Origin of the sequence: Paenibacillus taichungensis, from assembly GCF_003287275.1 — a bacterium.
Classification (GTDB): Bacteria; Bacillota; Bacilli; order Paenibacillales; family Paenibacillaceae; genus Paenibacillus; species Paenibacillus taichungensis_A.
This window is the reverse complement of the sequence record NZ_QEVW01000005.1, coordinates 920409-935514: the sequence shown is the minus strand read 5'-3', so window position 1 is coordinate 935514 and position 15106 is coordinate 920409. Positions and strand designations below refer to the sequence as shown.

The following is a 15106-nucleotide window of genomic DNA, read 5'->3' as shown; positions in this document are numbered from 1 at the left end:
ACTGGCGTGACCGGAGCAACGGGTCTTACCGGTGAAACAGGTGTTACAGGCGCAACCGGAGTAGGAGTCACCGGAACCACGGGAACCACAGGTACAACAGGGTTTACTGGAGTAACGGGTGCGACAGGAGCCACCGGAACAGGAATAACTGGAGCTACTGGCTCCACGGGTCTTACTGGTGCAACAGGTGCAACCGGTATAGGAGTCACCGGAACCACGGGAGCCACAGGTACAACAGGGTTTACTGGAGTAACGGGTGTGACAGGCGCCACCGGCACGGGAACAACTGGAGTTACGGGAGCCACGGGTCTTACTGGGGTCACAGGTACGACAGGCGCAACCGGAATAGGAGTTACCGGGGCTACAGGCGCCGCAGGAGCGACGGGTTTAACTGGGGTAACAGGAGCGACAGGAGCCACCGGGACGGGAACAACAGGCTTCACTGGAGCCACCGGCGCGACAGGATCTACTGGTGAAACAGGTGCGACAGGAGCCACCGGAACGGGAACAACCGGAGCCACCGGAACGGGAACAACAGGAGCTACTGGAGCAACGGGTCTTACTGGGGGAACGGGTGCGACAGGCGCAACCGGGACGGGGGTTACTGGAGTCACCGGCGCGACGGGTTCAACGGGTGTAACTGGTGTGACAGGTGCCACCGGAACGGGAGAAACGGGAACAACAGGTGCAACTGGGGCTACCGGGACTACTGGAGTTACTGGATCCACGGGAGCCACAGGGGCTACTGGTGCATCAGGACCCAATCTAGCTGCACAAGGATTTTCTGCATTTTTGGCTAACCTATCGACAGCAACCAGCACTCAGTTAACCAACTGGAGCACAGCAAGTCCTTACTATGGCAATGCAAATTTTAATGCAACTACAGGCAATTACACGGCGCCCAATACTGGAACCTACTCGATTGTGGCAACAATCAATTTTTCTACAACTGCCGCGATAGCTATCTCATTGGGAGCTGGGGTCAATCCAGCCTTTCTGGTGCAAAGAACATCCCCCACTACCACTACTTTGGTCAATGGACTATTGCCGATCCTGAATATCAGTGTGACGCTACTCACTTTGCGGGCAGTACTGGGTAGTGGAGCCGTAACCCTAGCGGCGCAGGTTACGCTGAACGCAGGCGATGTGATCGGGTTGTTTTACGCCGCGAATGGATTAACGATTACTCTGAACTTGGGGATTGGAACAACGAACGGTATTGTATGGTCAGTACACGAATTGACATGAGGTGTTAATTTTCAGCACCCTACCTATTTAAAAATAAGACAACACGAAAACAGATCCGGGTTGGATCGACCGTTAATATCCAACCTGATCTGTCTTTTTTACATACAGGACGAAATCATTAAAATTTGGTTTCGTTATAGTTAACAAGCATGTTAGATATTTTTAGGTATGATGACAAGAAATCTATCGTGATATTCAAAAAAATAACCCGGACTCATATAATAACGCTAATCCTAACGAAAATGATGTAAGGGATTGAGACGAAATCCTCGTCTTTATTCATATGATAAAAGAATTAAGCTGCTTTGAAATTACGGAATATCCATCAAATGAAACGAATTATTACACAAACATAACATTAAATGAGCGGTTCGTAGCAGTATACGAGTGGACGTTGAAAGGGTTGATGAATGATGAGCCTTGAAACATTAAACCAACGAGTACAAGATGATTTGGCTTATCTCGCATATGGAGGTGCGGATTGGATTCGTCCGCGGGAACATGACAAAGACCATATCTATGATGTCGTTATTGTAGGCGGTGGGCAGAGCGGCTTGGGGGCTGCTTTTGGATTCCTGCGTGAGCGGATATCCAACATTCTGGTCATTGATGAAAATGCCGCAGGGTTGGAGGGACCTTGGGAGACATACGCGCGTATGGTTACGTTACGTACACCAAAACATCTGACTTCCATTGATCTCGGTATTCCTTCGCTGACGTTTCGAGCATGGTGGGAGGCGCAAGTGGGTCCTTCGGGATGGGATGAGGTTGATAAAATTCCGCGCAGCGAATGGATGAACTATCTGCGTTGGTACAGGGAGGTGCTTAATCTACCTGTCGTGAATGAAGTGAAACTGAGACTGATTGAACCTGCAGATGGAGGTTTACACCGGTTGCACATTACAGGTGTAGGGGCTCCAAGTAATATGTTGCTGGCACGAAAGGTTGTCTTGGCTACGGGTATCCAGGGTGGTGGGGAGTGGCATGTACCACCTCTGATCGCTGAGAAAATACCTAGGCATCTGTACGCTCACACGTCGGAGCTAATTGATTTTGAACGGTTACAAGGAAAAAGGATTGCCATACTTGGCGGAGGGGCGTCTGCTTTTGATAATGCCAACTTTGCACTAGCCACAGGCGTGGCTGAGGCTCACGTATTTGTGCGGCGGGAACAATTGCCGAGTGTTAACCCGATTCGTCAGATGGAGCAATCCGGTATGATCGAACGGTTTCACGTATTATCGGACGAGGATAAGTATGCGACCATTTCCCACTTTTTCAAATACAATCAGCCCCCAACCAATGATACCTTTAACCGGGCTGCTGCATGGCCAGGCTTCCAATTACATCTTCATGCGCCTTGGCTGAATGTAGAGATGAAGGATGGGAGAGCGATAGTGACTACGCAACTGGGTCAGAAATCCTTTGATTTTCTGGTCATAAGTACGGGGATGGTGAGTGATCCGGCACTGCGTCCCGAGCTCCGAATGGTGGAGGCACACATCGCACGCTGGGCAGACCGCTTTCAAGCTCCGACGGAACAAAGGAATGCATTGCTTGACGCACATCCCTACCTTAGTCCTGGGTTTGCAATGACCAGCAGGGATGAGGAGGGGGAAGATAAGCTGCGAGGCTTGTTTGTTTTTAACTACTCTGCACTTGCAAGCTGCGGCCTTTCTGCCTCAGCAATATCGGGCACAAAGAATGCTGTGCCAAAGCTGGTTTCAGCTGTAGCTGACCAGCTTTTCCTGGATGATCGGGAACAGATCCTAGAGCAATTTTTTAAGTATAACGAACAGGAATTTACCGCAAGTTGGGTGAAAAGTGAAGTTGGAATCTGAGTATTCAAAATGACCGTACAGCGGGGTACAAGGCTGTACGGTTTTCCTTTTTCTAAAGTTACATTTACGGGGGCTTATATAATACTGTAAAATATCGAATTATACAGCGTTAAGGCAGGCGATAGATTATTGTGAGAATTATGGATTATGAGGGGTTCAGAACCCATTTGAAGAAAGCGTCACGCAAACGAAATGAACCCTTGATCAAAATTGTGGCTTTTCAGGAAAAGTATATGAAGATTAATGAGATCCAATATTATGATGTAGAGCAGAACTATATGAGTGTTCAGGCGTGTAATACGCTGTGGATGAACTTGAAAGATAAATCGTTCCGCAATCTGGTGTCCCATGATCTGAAGTTTTTCCAAACCATGGACAACCTCGGGCGTCATTCGTTGGAGAATCTAATTAAGGAACTGTATGACATGGCTGTTCCGATTCTGCTGGATTACGATCCAAGTGATTATTATAGTTTGCAGCAGTTGTCCGAAATTCTGGTGCTGGATGAGATGAAGCTAATAGAGAAATTGGAGATGGGGCGTTTCAAGGGAGCATTTATTAATGAAGAAGGAAATTGGGTGAAACCCAAGCCAGACAGGGCTGAGCTATTCCTTTAAAAGAAATAAAGAGACTCGTGTCAATCCCATAATGACCGAATATCCATTCTGCAATGGTACGCCGAATACGGCACATTGCAGTTTTTTTCATTAAATCTGTCAACGAAGAAGTCTCAGCCGTTTCGTTTCACGACGAAAGAGTCTCCGCGTGATCCCGTTACTCCTGGAATGGAAACAACCTGTTTTTGTTGAATCATGATGCCTTTCTCTTTGGCGATGAAGCAGGGGGGCCTACCGTTCAGACGACAACACTTGAAGCTGACAGGAGTGATCTTTGCCATTCGGGAGATGGAGTTTCCTACGGATGGAGCTTCTACAATCCATTCCGCAGATGTCTGCTGCCCTGTATATTGCTGAACGGTGCGAAAAGTCCAATTTTGGGTCAGATTATGAAGTGTGATACACCAGCGAGTTCGATTGATTTTGTAAATGGCCGCTCTGATTCGATCTCCTGGTGATACAGGAAAAGGGATAACCGTTTCAACGTCCGGCAGAATTTCCCACCAGGCATAATAACTAGCTTGGCCGTTAACCCAATCATGGCCTGTTCCAGTCTGAATGAGATTGGAATTCTCGTATCCATCAATTCCGATCCAGGCTGATGAATATGAGGACTTGGACGATGGTAAAACAAAGGGCACATTCCATTCAGCCGAGATACGTCTGAATTCAGCTTTGTCACCTGCTATTGCATAGCCGCTCCAGTTGGAGGAAATCCACCCAAAGCATAATGCAGAATTTGTTTTGCCTGTATGAGGAATACAGGGTTTTCGACGTTTGTTTCGATGATTAGCCATAAGGCCACCTCCCATGTGAAAATAGAGACGAAATCATTCGTTCGATATTATCAAATGCATGGAAGAAGAAAGAGGACATGGACAATCTGAAAAAGAAATAAGGTTTGAATGATTTTGAACGATATTTATGGTTGAATGCGATGTTTGATGTGTGCGGAATGTCGAATATTGATGGTTTATGAATGTTTTTAAATTAATTTGAATGAAAATGATTGTTTTTTACGGATTTTATGATACTATAAAAGCAGTTGGAGGAATGAAGATGCTAACTGAAGAACGATATGCTGCAATAATAGAGCGCTTACAAGAAAGAGGAATTGTGAAACTGCAAGAGCTCGTAGATGTGCTGGGTGCTTCTGAGTCAACGATAAGACGCGATTTGATTGATCTGGAGAGCCGTCAGATGCTGAAACGCATACATGGTGGTGCTGCTCTAGTGAATGAAAAAACGCCAGAACCAGGCATGGAAGAAAAAACGTTCAAAAACATTCAACAAAAAACGGCGATTGCTCGTTTAGCAGCGCAGGAGATCAACAATGGTGAATGTATCTATCTGGATGCGGGGACGACAACATTAGCCATGATTCCCTATATTGAAGCTAAGGACGTTACGGTAGTGACGAACGGACTTTCTCATGTAGAAGCGCTGGTAAGTAAACGAATACGCAGCTATCTGCTAGGCGGGATGATGAAAATTCACACCAAAGCCGTGATTGGCAGTATCGCATTACAGAATATGGACAACTTCCGTTTTGATAAATGTTTTATTGGAACCAACGGAGTGGACGCCGAAATGGGGTATACAACTCCTGATCCGGAGGAAGCCTTGATTAAAAGGCGTGCACATCAATTGTCCGGTAAATCTTACGTGCTGGCTGATTCCAGCAAAATTGGGGAAATTACTTTTGCCAAACTGTTTGACCTTGAGGAGGCAGACTTGATCACAGAACATATGCCGGAACACTGGCGCTCTGTAATCGCCCAGAAAACTAAAATAATTGAGGGATAGCCATGATATATACCGTAACACTTAATCCTTCCATTGATTACATCGTGGAAGTGGATGATCTGAAGCTTGGTCATTTGAATCGTATGAATCGGGACCTGAAACTTCCTGGAGGCAAAGGCATTAACGTATCGCGAGTGCTTAATCAACTGGGAGCCGAAAACACCGCTCTTGGATTTCTGGGAGGGTTCACAGGCCGTTTCATTAATGACAAATTGCAGGAAGACAAGATCCTGACGGATTTCGTTACCATCGCAGATGATACTCGGATTAACATCAAGCTGAAGCATGGAGACGAGACAGAGATTAACGGATTGGGACCAGCCATTCGACCAGAGGAAGCAGCGGAGTTGCTTAACAAGCTATCCGCACTGCAAAAAGGAGATATCGTCATTCTTTCGGGAAGTGTACCACCTTCGCTGGGAGCCGATTTCTACGATCGTCTGATCAACGTATGCAAACAAACGAGTGCCGATTTTGTAATCGATACGACAGGCCCCGCTTTAATGGATGCTTTGGTACATGAACCGCTGCTGGTGAAGCCGAACCATCACGAACTGGCTGAACTTTTCGAAGTAACGATTGACACTCAAGAGGAACTGGTGACGTATGGTCGCAAGCTTTTGGAGGCAGGTGCCAAACATGTGTTGATCTCCATGGCAGGAGAAGGAGCGCTGTTGATTACCAAAACAGATGTCTACCATGCGAGTGTGCCAAAGGGGGTCGTGAAGAACTCGGTTGGTGCTGGAGATTCCATGATCGGTGGATTCGTAGGGACATTTGGATTGAACGAAGACCTGCTTGAAGCGTTCCGAACTGGGGTCGCTTCGGGTAGTGCAACGGCTTTTTCGGATGACTTGGCAACACGGGAACTCATTGAAGAGCTACGTACTCAAGTTACGATAACCAAAATATAGTCCGTACAAAATGGATGAAATGCATGCCCCTTTTTAGAAGAGGGGATTCAATGAATCGCAGATAACAGCGTAAGAAGTACAATTATGAGTCGGTCTGCATCACACAGGCCGACTGAATTTAAGGGAGTGTACCAAAATGAGAATAACAGACCTGATGATCCAGGAAACGATGATCATGGACCTGCAAGCCGCAACGAAAGAAGAGGCTATTGATGAACTCATTGCAAGTTTAAACCGTAGCGGACGTATTAATGATCCGGTTCTGTTTAAGGAAATGATATATAAACGTGAAGCGGAATCCAGCACTGGGATCGGTGGCGGTATTGCCATGCCTCATGCCAAGACAACAGCAGTTAATGAACCAACGGTTGTATTCGCCAAGAGTCGAAAAGGAATTGATTTTGAAGCGCTTGATGATGAACCGGCCCATATATTCTTCATGATTGCAGCTCCAGAAGGGGCAGCAAATACACATCTTCGTACGCTTGCGGCTCTTTCCAGGTTGTTGATTGATAGCGATTTCATCTCGCAGCTAATGAGCACAGACACTCCTGAAGAAGTGACTGCATTATTCGATGCCAAACAGGCAGAGGAAGCAGAGAAAAAAGCTGCCAAAGAAAAAGTCGAAGCGGAAAAAGCAGCAAATGCCGTAAATGGAACAAATGCTGTATCTAGCTCAGGCAGTGCCAACGGGCAGAAGCAGAATACATCAGGCCTTATTGTTGGCGATGCGGCATCTGAAGATTTTGTCGTTGCAGTAACCGCTTGCCCAACAGGCATTGCTCACACGTTCATGGCTGAAGACGCTCTCAAAAAGAAAGCACAGGAAATGGGCGTCAATATTCGTGTCGAAACCAACGGTTCAGAAGGAGCGCAGAACGTACTGACAGCTGATGAAATCGCTCGTGCCAAAGGGGTCATCATTGCGGCGGATAAAAATGTGGAAATGGCCCGCTTTGATGGCAAACCGGTATTGCAAAGACCCGTAAGCGATGGCATTCGCAAATCTGAAGAACTGATTCGCAAAGCAGTTAACGGAGACGCTCCGATCTACCGAAGCCAAGGCGGTAACGGTGGCAAAAGTGAAGGTGAAAGCCAAGGCAAAGTGAGCGTGGGCAGCAAGATTTATAAAGATTTGATGAACGGTATCTCGCATATGCTCCCATTTGTCGTGGGTGGTGGCATTTTGCTCGCCATATCCTTCTTGTTTGAACAAATTGCGAGTCCTGAAAATCCGATTGTGCAACTGCTGCAAACCATTGGTGGCGGGACTGGTGCGTTCCACTTCCTGATTCCTGTTCTAGCCGGATTTATTGCGATGAGTATTGGTGATCGTCCGGCCCTGATGCCTGGTATGGTCGGTGGATTGATGGCTGTGAATTCAAACGCCGGTTTCCTTGGTGGTCTGGCTGCCGGTTTCCTGGCAGGTTACGTCGTAATTGGTCTGCGCAAACTGTTTAAAGGACTGCCTAAAGCGATTGATGGTTTGAAACCGATCCTGTTGTATCCTGTATTCGGACTGCTTATCGTTGGTGCAATAAGTTTCTATGTCTTCGATCCAATCTTTGGTTCCCTTAACACATGGCTTGTAGATGCACTTGGTAATCTGGGTACCGGTAATGCTGTATTGCTGGGCTTGCTGCTTGGTGGCATGATGTCCATCGATATGGGTGGACCGTTTAACAAGGCGGCTTATACGTTTGCTATCGGTGTATTTACATCCAGCGGCAATACGGATGGTGCTTGGATGGCAGCTGTTATGGCAGGTGGTATGGTACCGCCGCTGGCGATTGCACTCGCTACAACGTTCTTCAAATCCAAATTCACGGAGCAAGAACGCAAATCAGGTTTGACGAATTACGTGCTCGGATTTTCCTTCATCACAGAAGGCGCCATTCCATTTGCTGCGGCTGACCCGCTGCGTGTCCTGACATCTTGTATTCTCGGTTCAGCTGTTGCAGGTGGACTGACTCAACTGTGGAGCATTAACGTACCTGCTCCGCATGGCGGAATCTTCGTTGCGGCACTGGCGAATCACGCATTGCTCTTCCTGCTTGCTGTAGCAATCGGTGCAGTAATCTCCGGTCTGATCCTCGGACTGTGGAAGAAATCGCCGACCGTTGTGAAATAAGTCAAAGGGTAAGGCTTCCCAAAAAGTTGTAAACAATCTCTATCTCATAGCTTTGTTTAAAATAAAAAAGCATCTTCTCAGTGAAATTCACTGGGGAGATGCTTTTTATTTCACTTTAGCTCATTCTGTGATAAGATAAACAATATCAAATTAATGAAACTTAGTTTCATCTAATGAAACTATAAGGAGGATACGGCATGTCTAATGATCAGATTAAAGGACAGGTGCGCAAACAATTTGCTAAAAATGCAGAGAAATATGTGACTAGTGTCGGTCATGCCAAAGGTGATGATCTGGCACTGCTTGTGGCTTCATCTCAAGCGAGCTCGGATATGAAGGTGCTGGATATTGCCACTGGAGGAGGACATGTTGCCAATGCATTAGCTCCGCTTGTGGAGCGGGTTATCGCATTGGATCTAACGGATGAGATGTTACAAGTGGCTGAACGCTTTATCCGGGGAAACGGGCACGAGAATGTGGATTTTGTTGCAGGAGATGCTGAACACGTCCCTTTTGAGGATGATTTCTTTGACCTTGTAACCTGTCGCATTGCTGCACACCATTTTCCGGACGTGCAATCCTTTGTATCAGAGGCGCTTCGGGTAATGAAACCTGGTGGCAGATTGTTATTAATTGATAATGTGGCACCTGAATGTGATGAGAACGACCAATTTTACAATGAAATCGAGAAGTGGCGTGATGGAAGTCATGTTCGGGCATGGCGTAAGACGGAATGGATTCGGATGTTGGAGCTTGCCGGATTTCGAATGGAAACGATGGTTTCCTTTGAGAAACACTTTACATTTGAAGACTGGTGCATCAGGGCTGGACTTCCGGAGACGCAGAGTAAAGAGCTTGAAGCAAGCATGCTGAGCGCGCCATCTGTAATTAAGAAGTATTTCAATTTTGAAGTGACGCAGTCTGGCAGACTCGACAGCTTCAAAGGAGAAAGTGTATACATTCAGGCGTTAAAAGCGAGATAAGATTTTTCGCGTTATCAGATGGATCCCTTGTAGGAGTAATAGTTAAAGTGCGCAAAATCAAAATCAAACAGGCAGAGGCCCCGTGTTAGGGACAACTGCCTTTTTTGGACGTCACACAATCAAGGTTCTAGTATAACTTTGGTACATTCGTCTTCGTGTTCGTAGAAAATCCGGTAAGCTTCAGCTAACCCCCCCAGAAAAATTCCGTAATGTTCCGTGAAGCCAAAATAACCACCGGTATCAATCTGCGGATTACGGAGGGCAGGCAGTGCTCCCTTATATATATGTAGATCTGATCCACATATGGCTGTAGAAGTAATACGTACGATGATGTCAGCTTTTGCTGCAATCTCGGGTCTTCAACCTCTTTTACTTGAATATCCTTGGTCCTTGAAAATAACGGCTTTCATCTTTATATTTTTCCTAGATCAATTCCTCTTAAACAACAGGCCACTTTTCTTTACGCAATGCATGAAGTAGTTCAGGGGAAGCGTTCAAGTTGTCACGAACAAGCTCTTCCGGGGTTAATGCCATCCATTGATTTAGGGAGATATCCTCAAAGCGATCACTTCTAAACATCTCCAAAAACCATAACGTGTCGGTGCCCGTATTTTGAATATAATGCCCCATAGCTACAGGTACGTATCCAACATCTCCAGCCCGATAGTCGAATGTACGTGCGATGCCATTCCCTCCAAAAACCGTCATCCTTCCTTGCCCGGTCAAATAGTATTGCCATTCATCCGCATTGGGATGCCAGTGAAGCTCGCGCATACCTCCAGGCTTAATTTCCACGAGTGCTGCGGCAACGGTTGTGGAGATCGGAAAGTTGGTGGAGTCCACAATACGTACACTGCCTCCCGGTGTAATGATCGGTTTCTGGGCTAACAGCCGATGCTTGAAGGAGAGGGGCACTGTACCATACGGAGATTGCACTTCCTGGCTAGCGAGGGAACCCGGGACCTGATCCTGAAAAATGTAAACCTGTTCTGTTGGCATGGATTGGAATGCAGATTCGGGTACGCCAAAATTGACGGATAACACCTCTGGTGGCGTATGAGCAAACCAATCCGAGATGGATAATGTATTCAGATCGGAGAAGGACCCATCATCAAATACAAGCAAAAACTCACACCCATCAGCTAAGCCCTGGATGGAATGGGGCAGACCTTTTGGGAAAAACCACAGATCTCCCGGTCCCACATCTGCAATAAAATTACGACCTTGCTGATCCACGGACGTAATTCGTGCCGTACCCCAGATCATGTACGCCCACTCCGATTGCTGATGCCAGTGCAACTCCCGTACACCTCCAGGGGTAAGGCTCATATTCACCCCAGCCAGTGTCGTGGCGATGGGCAGATCCCGTACCGTAATTTCCCGGGACCAACCGCCATGGTTCAACTGCATGTGTGTATCGGAAAAAGACATTCTCAGGTTGGGTAATAAGCCGTTGTCGGTTACCGGTGGCACCAGCATATCCGGATTTTGTAAATCTCTCATCACATCCCGAGGTCCCAGATCGGGTCCTCCGGCACCGTCTTTTCGTATTGGCTGCGGTATAATTAATGGCTTGCCATTGTTGTTTTCATTTTTCATATGCAGATTCCTCCAGTTCATCACTTCATCCCATGATAGGTGTCGGTATAGTGAAGATTATGAACCAGAGCCTGGCAATTATGAGGGATAGGGAATATATATCCAAGTAAAGAAGAAAGCTCAGACACTTTTTTTGCTTACGGGGTCGGTCTTGGAATCAGGTTGCAAAAATTCATTTTCATAAATTTCATGCACTCTGTTCAGAATGGCTGGGCCTTGCTCCGTAAAACGAAGAGTGGTGGGTTTGTTTTTCATCAGGAACGTACCAGATTTGGTTTGCGCAATGGCAGCGTTATAAAGCAGAGAAGCTCCGTGACTTGGATGCGGGAAGAACAGCTTCATGATAGGTTTGATATAAAAGGGCAGCCCGGATGTTTTATTACCTCTGAGTGTATTGTTGCCCCCGGGGTCCACACTAAGCAACCGAATTCCTTTAGATGCAGGGGTAGAAGCAGCTTCGCGTGTCCATAAAGACAGTGCGAGCTTTGAAGTCGCATAAGGACCGAACAGCTTTTTGAACTCGGCTGGATGTTCCAGGACGTCCATGTTAAACTGTTTGACCATCTTAAATGCACTGGTGGATGTATTAATAACGGTTTTCAAGGTGCTTTTGTGAAGAAGATCCTGTAGTTCCATATAAATGATATACGGTACCACAGTCTGTAATTCAAAGTGCATTTCATGCCCATGATCAGACAAACGAAGATCGTAACCACTACCCCCGGCATTATTAAACAACACGTCAATGGTATCCACTTCGGATTTAATCTGATTTAAAGCTTTTCTCAGGCTATCGTACTGAGTGAGGTTAGCTTGAACCCAACGGAGCTGGCCGGAGTGCAATCCGTCCTGAATATCACTGTCTTCTTTTGGAAAAGCGGAACGGTTAAGGCCGATAACTTGCCATCCTTCGGCTAACAAGGTACGGGTCAGTTCAAGACCAATTCCCGAAGTTGATCCTGTAATTAAGGCTGTACGAAGTTTATGATTTGAATTCATATAAATACCTCCTGAGTGAATGGGATGACAGAGCCAATCTGTCTAATGCGCTCATTCTATAATTTGGAGTCGACTCCAAGTCAAGCGTACGGTTGGTTATATTTTGAATTTTAAGGATGCGGCTTCTGTGGACTCAAAACAACCTTGACTTGGAGCTGACTCCAAGTTGTAAGATAGAGATCAATGAAAGTGGAGGAGGTCGACGACGATGATGAATGATACTGTAGGGTTCTCCATTAAAGAGACGTCAGAACAGGCCGGATTATCGGAAGATACCATTCGTTATTATGAGAAGATTGGACTTCTTCCCCGGGCTGAACGCAAGGCCAATCGCCATCGGGTATACCGTTCGGAGGATATACAGACGATGAAGCTTATTACTTGTTTGAAAAAAACAGGCATGTCTTTGGAGGAGATGAAGCCTTATCTACAGATGTCGATGGATTCGGACCTGGAAGATTTCCCGGATGAGCGTGAAATGCTGTTAAACCATCGGAAGAAGATCGAAGCGCAGATTGTATCTTTGCAGCAGATCGTCGATTTTATCGATGAGAAGATGGAGAAGCGAAGCATGTTTCCGGATGAGTGCCCGATTACAGGGGAGAACCAGATGTCTGTATTTGAAAAAAAGAACATCTTCTCCTGAGTGCTGCAAGTTCACCCGAACTCAAAAAACCACGTCAATATGACGTGGTTTTTTGCTTATATTTAGCATTCGATATGGAGTCTATGACGAAGGCGTTTGATATCACTTTTAGGAGGAAGCCCATACATGCGGGTGTACTCCCGACTGAATTGTGAAGGACTCTCGTACCCTACCTGAAATGCAGCATCGGCTGCATCGGTTGAACCTGCAAGCAGTATTCGCCGAGCCTCCTGCAAGCGAATCTGTTTTTGATATTGCAGTGGGCTCATGGCAGTAATGGCTTTGAAATGATAATGCAATGAGGATGTACTCATGTTGATCATGGAAGCCAATTGCTCGATTCGAAGCGGATGGGCGTATTCTGATTGAATTAATTCAATGACCTGAGCGATGTGCTGTGCGTGACTGTTCTGAATCGCAAACTGCCTGATGGAGTGTCCATGTTCATCCTGAATCAGGCGATATAGAATCTCACGAGTCATAAGCGGTGCAAGTGCTGGAATGTCCTCAGGTGTATCCAGCAATCTGACCAATCGGATTACGGCTTCCAGAAGCGGAGGTTTGGTTGAACTTACAAACAACCCACGACGTGTTGATTTGTCGGGCATGGCTTGTGTAGAGGGAGAATCCTGAATAAGATCAAAAATCTGCCCTGAATTAAAATCAAGTCGCAGGCAGAGATAGGGATGTTCTGTCGTAGCCTGTACAACTTGCCCTGAAATAGGCAAGTTTATGGAAGCAACCAAATACTGTGAAGAATCATAGGTGTAGCTCTCCTGTCCGAGAATAACCAGTTTGGACCCTTGGGCCACAATGCACAGGGCGGGTTCGTGCACGGCATGAATAGGCTCTGAAACCCGGGAAGCACGGATCAAAGCAAGCGAAGGAATTGCTGTTAGATGAATACCGTCTTCGTGGGTGAAACGGCCGATCAATCGGGCCAATTCCTGCTGCTGCTGAATAAGAGCACTATCCTGTTCTATTTTTGAAAGCATGGATTGCAGACCCTCCCTTCCTCGTACTTGTTTAACCATTTTAGAATGTGCTGGATGAATAGGCAAGAATACTGTGGGATTCTTCTATCGTATAGAGACTGATTCCTTACATAATGAGGGTAAGCAATTGAATCTGTTGGCAACAGAAAGGAGTGTCATGGGAATATGACAGGTATTAGATCAGGAGACAGACAGGAAGTGAAACACCCGTATATTGGGATGTGGGTGACGAAGGACGGGTACATCAGGCACGAACTTCTCCCTGATGGTCGCTATGATGAAGCGCGGGGAAAAAGGCAAAGTGCATATCAAGGTCGGTATGTAGTCGATGGAGACCATATTGAATATGTGGATGATACTGGCTTTACCGCAGATGGAGACTTTAAGGACGGCGTGCTTTATCATGCGGGCATGGTGTTTTACAGAGAAAATGCACTATAAAATACCTAATAGGGAGAGAAGTCAAAATGTCTAATGTAAAAGGGAAAGTTGTTGTGATCACTGGTGCAAGCAGCGGAATTGGGGAAGCAACGGCACGTCTATTAGCAGAGCAGGGGGCACATGTTGTCATTGGTGCAAGACGAGTGGATCGTCTGGAGACGCTGGCTTCCTCCATTCGCTCGGAAGGTGGTAAAGTAGAATATCATACCCTTGATGTTACACAGCTGGAAGAAATGCAAACGATCGTAGAGCTTGCGCTCAGTCGTTATGGACGTTTGGATGTGATTGTTAATAATGCCGGAGTCATGCCACTATCACCCCTTGAAGCACTAAAAGTAGACGAGTGGAATCGAATGATTGATGTTAACATTCGTGGTGTTTTACACGGCATTGCAGTCGGACTTCCCGTTATGAAGGAACAGGGTTTCGGCCAGTTTATTAATATTGCCTCCATAGGAGCTTATGCGGTGACACCAACAGCCGCGGTATATTGTGCAACCAAGTACGCTGTCCGTGCGATCTCGGAGGGTTTGCGCCAGGAGGTAGGCTCAGATATCCGCGTGACTCTCATATCTCCAGGTGTAACTGAATCCGAACTTGCCGAATCAATCTCTGATGATGAAGCACGTGAGCTTATGAAAGATTATCGACGCATATCCATTCCGGCCACAGCTATTGCTCAGAGCATTTTGTACGCAATCAACCAGCCGGCTGAGGTGGATGTGAATGAAATCGTGGTGAGACCCACAGCAAGCATGGCTTAAACCTTGCTGTAATACTCCAAAGACGTCCACAACCATATGACGGGTTGGGGCGTCTTTTTGTAACCTGAAGAAAGCTCGTCTGGGTTGCGATATGGTATAGTAATGATCAAGTAACGCACCAG

13 protein-coding genes and 2 pseudogenes are annotated in these 15106 nt (G+C 46.5%); 10 read left to right on the top strand and 5 right to left on the bottom strand.

The window, feature by feature from the left end; all coding sequences use genetic code 11:
- The 3 genes and pseudogenes from DC345_RS32105 to DC345_RS09390 all read left to right on the top strand — a co-directional run.
- Positions 1-1248: pseudogene (locus tag DC345_RS32105) on the top strand (collagen-like protein); the annotation flags it as partial.
- Between the two features lie 413 nt (positions 1249-1661).
- On the top strand, positions 1662-3089 hold the full coding sequence (locus DC345_RS09395) for an NAD(P)-binding domain-containing protein (RefSeq protein WP_113052835.1): 1428 nt from the start codon (positions 1662-1664) through the stop codon (positions 3087-3089).
- 167 nt (positions 3090-3256) lie between these two features.
- On the top strand, positions 3257-3706 hold the full coding sequence (locus DC345_RS09390) for a hypothetical protein (RefSeq protein WP_146752119.1): 450 nt from the start codon (positions 3257-3259) through the stop codon (positions 3704-3706).
- A gap of 113 nt (positions 3707-3819) precedes the next feature.
- Here DC345_RS09390 and DC345_RS09385 read toward each other — a convergent pair whose 3' ends face one another.
- Positions 3820-4503, bottom strand: coding sequence for a G1 family glutamic endopeptidase (locus DC345_RS09385; RefSeq protein ID WP_113052833.1), 684 nt, complete (start codon positions 4501-4503; stop codon positions 3820-3822).
- A 262-nt stretch (positions 4504-4765) separates the two neighbouring features.
- On the opposite strand from DC345_RS09385, the gene DC345_RS09380 reads away from it, so the two are divergent.
- The 4 genes from DC345_RS09380 (at position 4766) to DC345_RS09365 (ending at position 9540) form a co-directional block, all read left to right on the top strand.
- Entirely contained in the window at positions 4766-5512 is a 747-nt protein-coding gene (locus DC345_RS09380) for a DeoR/GlpR family DNA-binding transcription regulator (protein WP_113052832.1), read from the top strand.
- 2 nt (positions 5513-5514) lie between these two features.
- Positions 5515-6426, top strand: a complete 912-nt coding sequence (pfkB, locus tag DC345_RS09375) for a 1-phosphofructokinase (RefSeq protein ID WP_113052831.1) — start codon at positions 5515-5517, stop codon at positions 6424-6426.
- Positions 6427-6562: 136 nt separating this feature from the next.
- A complete protein-coding gene (locus DC345_RS09370; protein ID WP_113052830.1) occupies positions 6563-8557 on the top strand; it encodes a PTS fructose transporter subunit IIABC in 1995 nt (664 codons plus the stop codon).
- A 197-nt stretch (positions 8558-8754) separates the two neighbouring features.
- Positions 8755-9540: a class I SAM-dependent methyltransferase gene (locus DC345_RS09365; RefSeq protein WP_113052829.1), complete on the top strand. Its 786-nt coding sequence runs from the start codon at positions 8755-8757 to the stop codon at positions 9538-9540.
- 167 nt (positions 9541-9707) lie between these two features.
- Here DC345_RS09365 and DC345_RS09360 read toward each other — a convergent pair.
- The 3 genes and pseudogenes from DC345_RS09360 to DC345_RS09350 all read right to left on the bottom strand — a co-directional run.
- Positions 9708-9950, bottom strand: a pseudogene (locus DC345_RS09360) (hypothetical protein); the annotation flags it as partial.
- A 28-nt stretch (positions 9951-9978) separates the two neighbouring features.
- Complete coding sequence (locus DC345_RS09355; protein ID WP_113052828.1) at positions 9979-11139, bottom strand: oxalate decarboxylase family bicupin; 1161 nt, start codon at positions 11137-11139, stop codon at positions 9979-9981.
- Between the two features lie 120 nt (positions 11140-11259).
- Positions 11260-12138 (bottom strand): SDR family NAD(P)-dependent oxidoreductase, encoded by an 879-nt coding sequence (locus tag DC345_RS09350; protein WP_113052827.1) that lies wholly within the window; start codon positions 12136-12138, stop codon positions 11260-11262.
- Positions 12139-12346: 208 nt separating this feature from the next.
- Between DC345_RS09350 and DC345_RS09345 the strand changes: the two genes are divergently transcribed.
- Positions 12347-12784, top strand: a complete 438-nt coding sequence (locus DC345_RS09345) for a MerR family transcriptional regulator (protein WP_113052826.1) — start codon at positions 12347-12349, stop codon at positions 12782-12784.
- Positions 12785-12846: 62 nt separating this feature from the next.
- Here the strand turns inward: DC345_RS09345 and DC345_RS09340 are convergent, their stop codons facing one another.
- Positions 12847-13779 (bottom strand): AraC family transcriptional regulator, encoded by a 933-nt coding sequence (locus DC345_RS09340; RefSeq protein ID WP_113052825.1) that lies wholly within the window; start codon positions 13777-13779, stop codon positions 12847-12849.
- Positions 13780-13944: 165 nt separating this feature from the next.
- Here DC345_RS09340 and DC345_RS09335 point away from each other — a divergent pair, with 165 nt between their 5' ends.
- Both DC345_RS09335 and DC345_RS09330 read left to right on the top strand, forming a co-directional pair.
- Positions 13945-14220 (top strand): Atu4866 domain-containing protein, encoded by a 276-nt coding sequence (locus DC345_RS09335; RefSeq protein ID WP_113052824.1) that lies wholly within the window; start codon positions 13945-13947, stop codon positions 14218-14220.
- Positions 14221-14246: 26 nt separating this feature from the next.
- Positions 14247-14984 carry an SDR family oxidoreductase gene (locus tag DC345_RS09330; RefSeq protein WP_113052823.1) on the top strand — a complete coding sequence of 246 codons (738 nt, stop codon included), beginning with the start codon at positions 14247-14249 and terminating at the stop codon, positions 14982-14984.
- Positions 14985-15106 lie beyond the last annotated feature (122 nt).

What these genes read in the sequence shown, in the direction of transcription:
- DC345_RS09395 (WP_113052835.1), top strand. Translation starts at nt 1,662, where the DNA reads ATGAGCCTTGAAACATTAAACCAACGAGTACAAGATGATTTGGCTTAT.
- DC345_RS09385 (WP_113052833.1), bottom strand. Translation starts at nt 4,503, where the DNA reads ATGGCTAATCATCGAAACAAACGTCGAAAACCCTGTATTCCTCATACA.
- DC345_RS09380 (WP_113052832.1), top strand. Translation starts at nt 4,766, where the DNA reads ATGCTAACTGAAGAACGATATGCTGCAATAATAGAGCGCTTACAAGAA.
- pfkB (WP_113052831.1), top strand. Translation starts at nt 5,515, where the DNA reads ATGATATATACCGTAACACTTAATCCTTCCATTGATTACATCGTGGAA.
- DC345_RS09370 (WP_113052830.1), top strand. Translation starts at nt 6,563, where the DNA reads ATGAGAATAACAGACCTGATGATCCAGGAAACGATGATCATGGACCTG.
- DC345_RS09365 (WP_113052829.1), top strand. Translation starts at nt 8,755, where the DNA reads ATGTCTAATGATCAGATTAAAGGACAGGTGCGCAAACAATTTGCTAAA.
- DC345_RS09355 (WP_113052828.1), bottom strand. Translation starts at nt 11,139, where the DNA reads ATGAAAAATGAAAACAACAATGGCAAGCCATTAATTATACCGCAGCCA.
- DC345_RS09350 (WP_113052827.1), bottom strand. Translation starts at nt 12,138, where the DNA reads ATGAATTCAAATCATAAACTTCGTACAGCCTTAATTACAGGATCAACT.
- DC345_RS09345 (WP_113052826.1), top strand. Translation starts at nt 12,347, where the DNA reads ATGATGAATGATACTGTAGGGTTCTCCATTAAAGAGACGTCAGAACAG.
- DC345_RS09340 (WP_113052825.1), bottom strand. Translation starts at nt 13,779, where the DNA reads ATGCTTTCAAAAATAGAACAGGATAGTGCTCTTATTCAGCAGCAGCAG.
- DC345_RS09335 (WP_113052824.1), top strand. Translation starts at nt 13,945, where the DNA reads ATGACAGGTATTAGATCAGGAGACAGACAGGAAGTGAAACACCCGTAT.
- DC345_RS09330 (WP_113052823.1), top strand. Translation starts at nt 14,247, where the DNA reads ATGTCTAATGTAAAAGGGAAAGTTGTTGTGATCACTGGTGCAAGCAGC.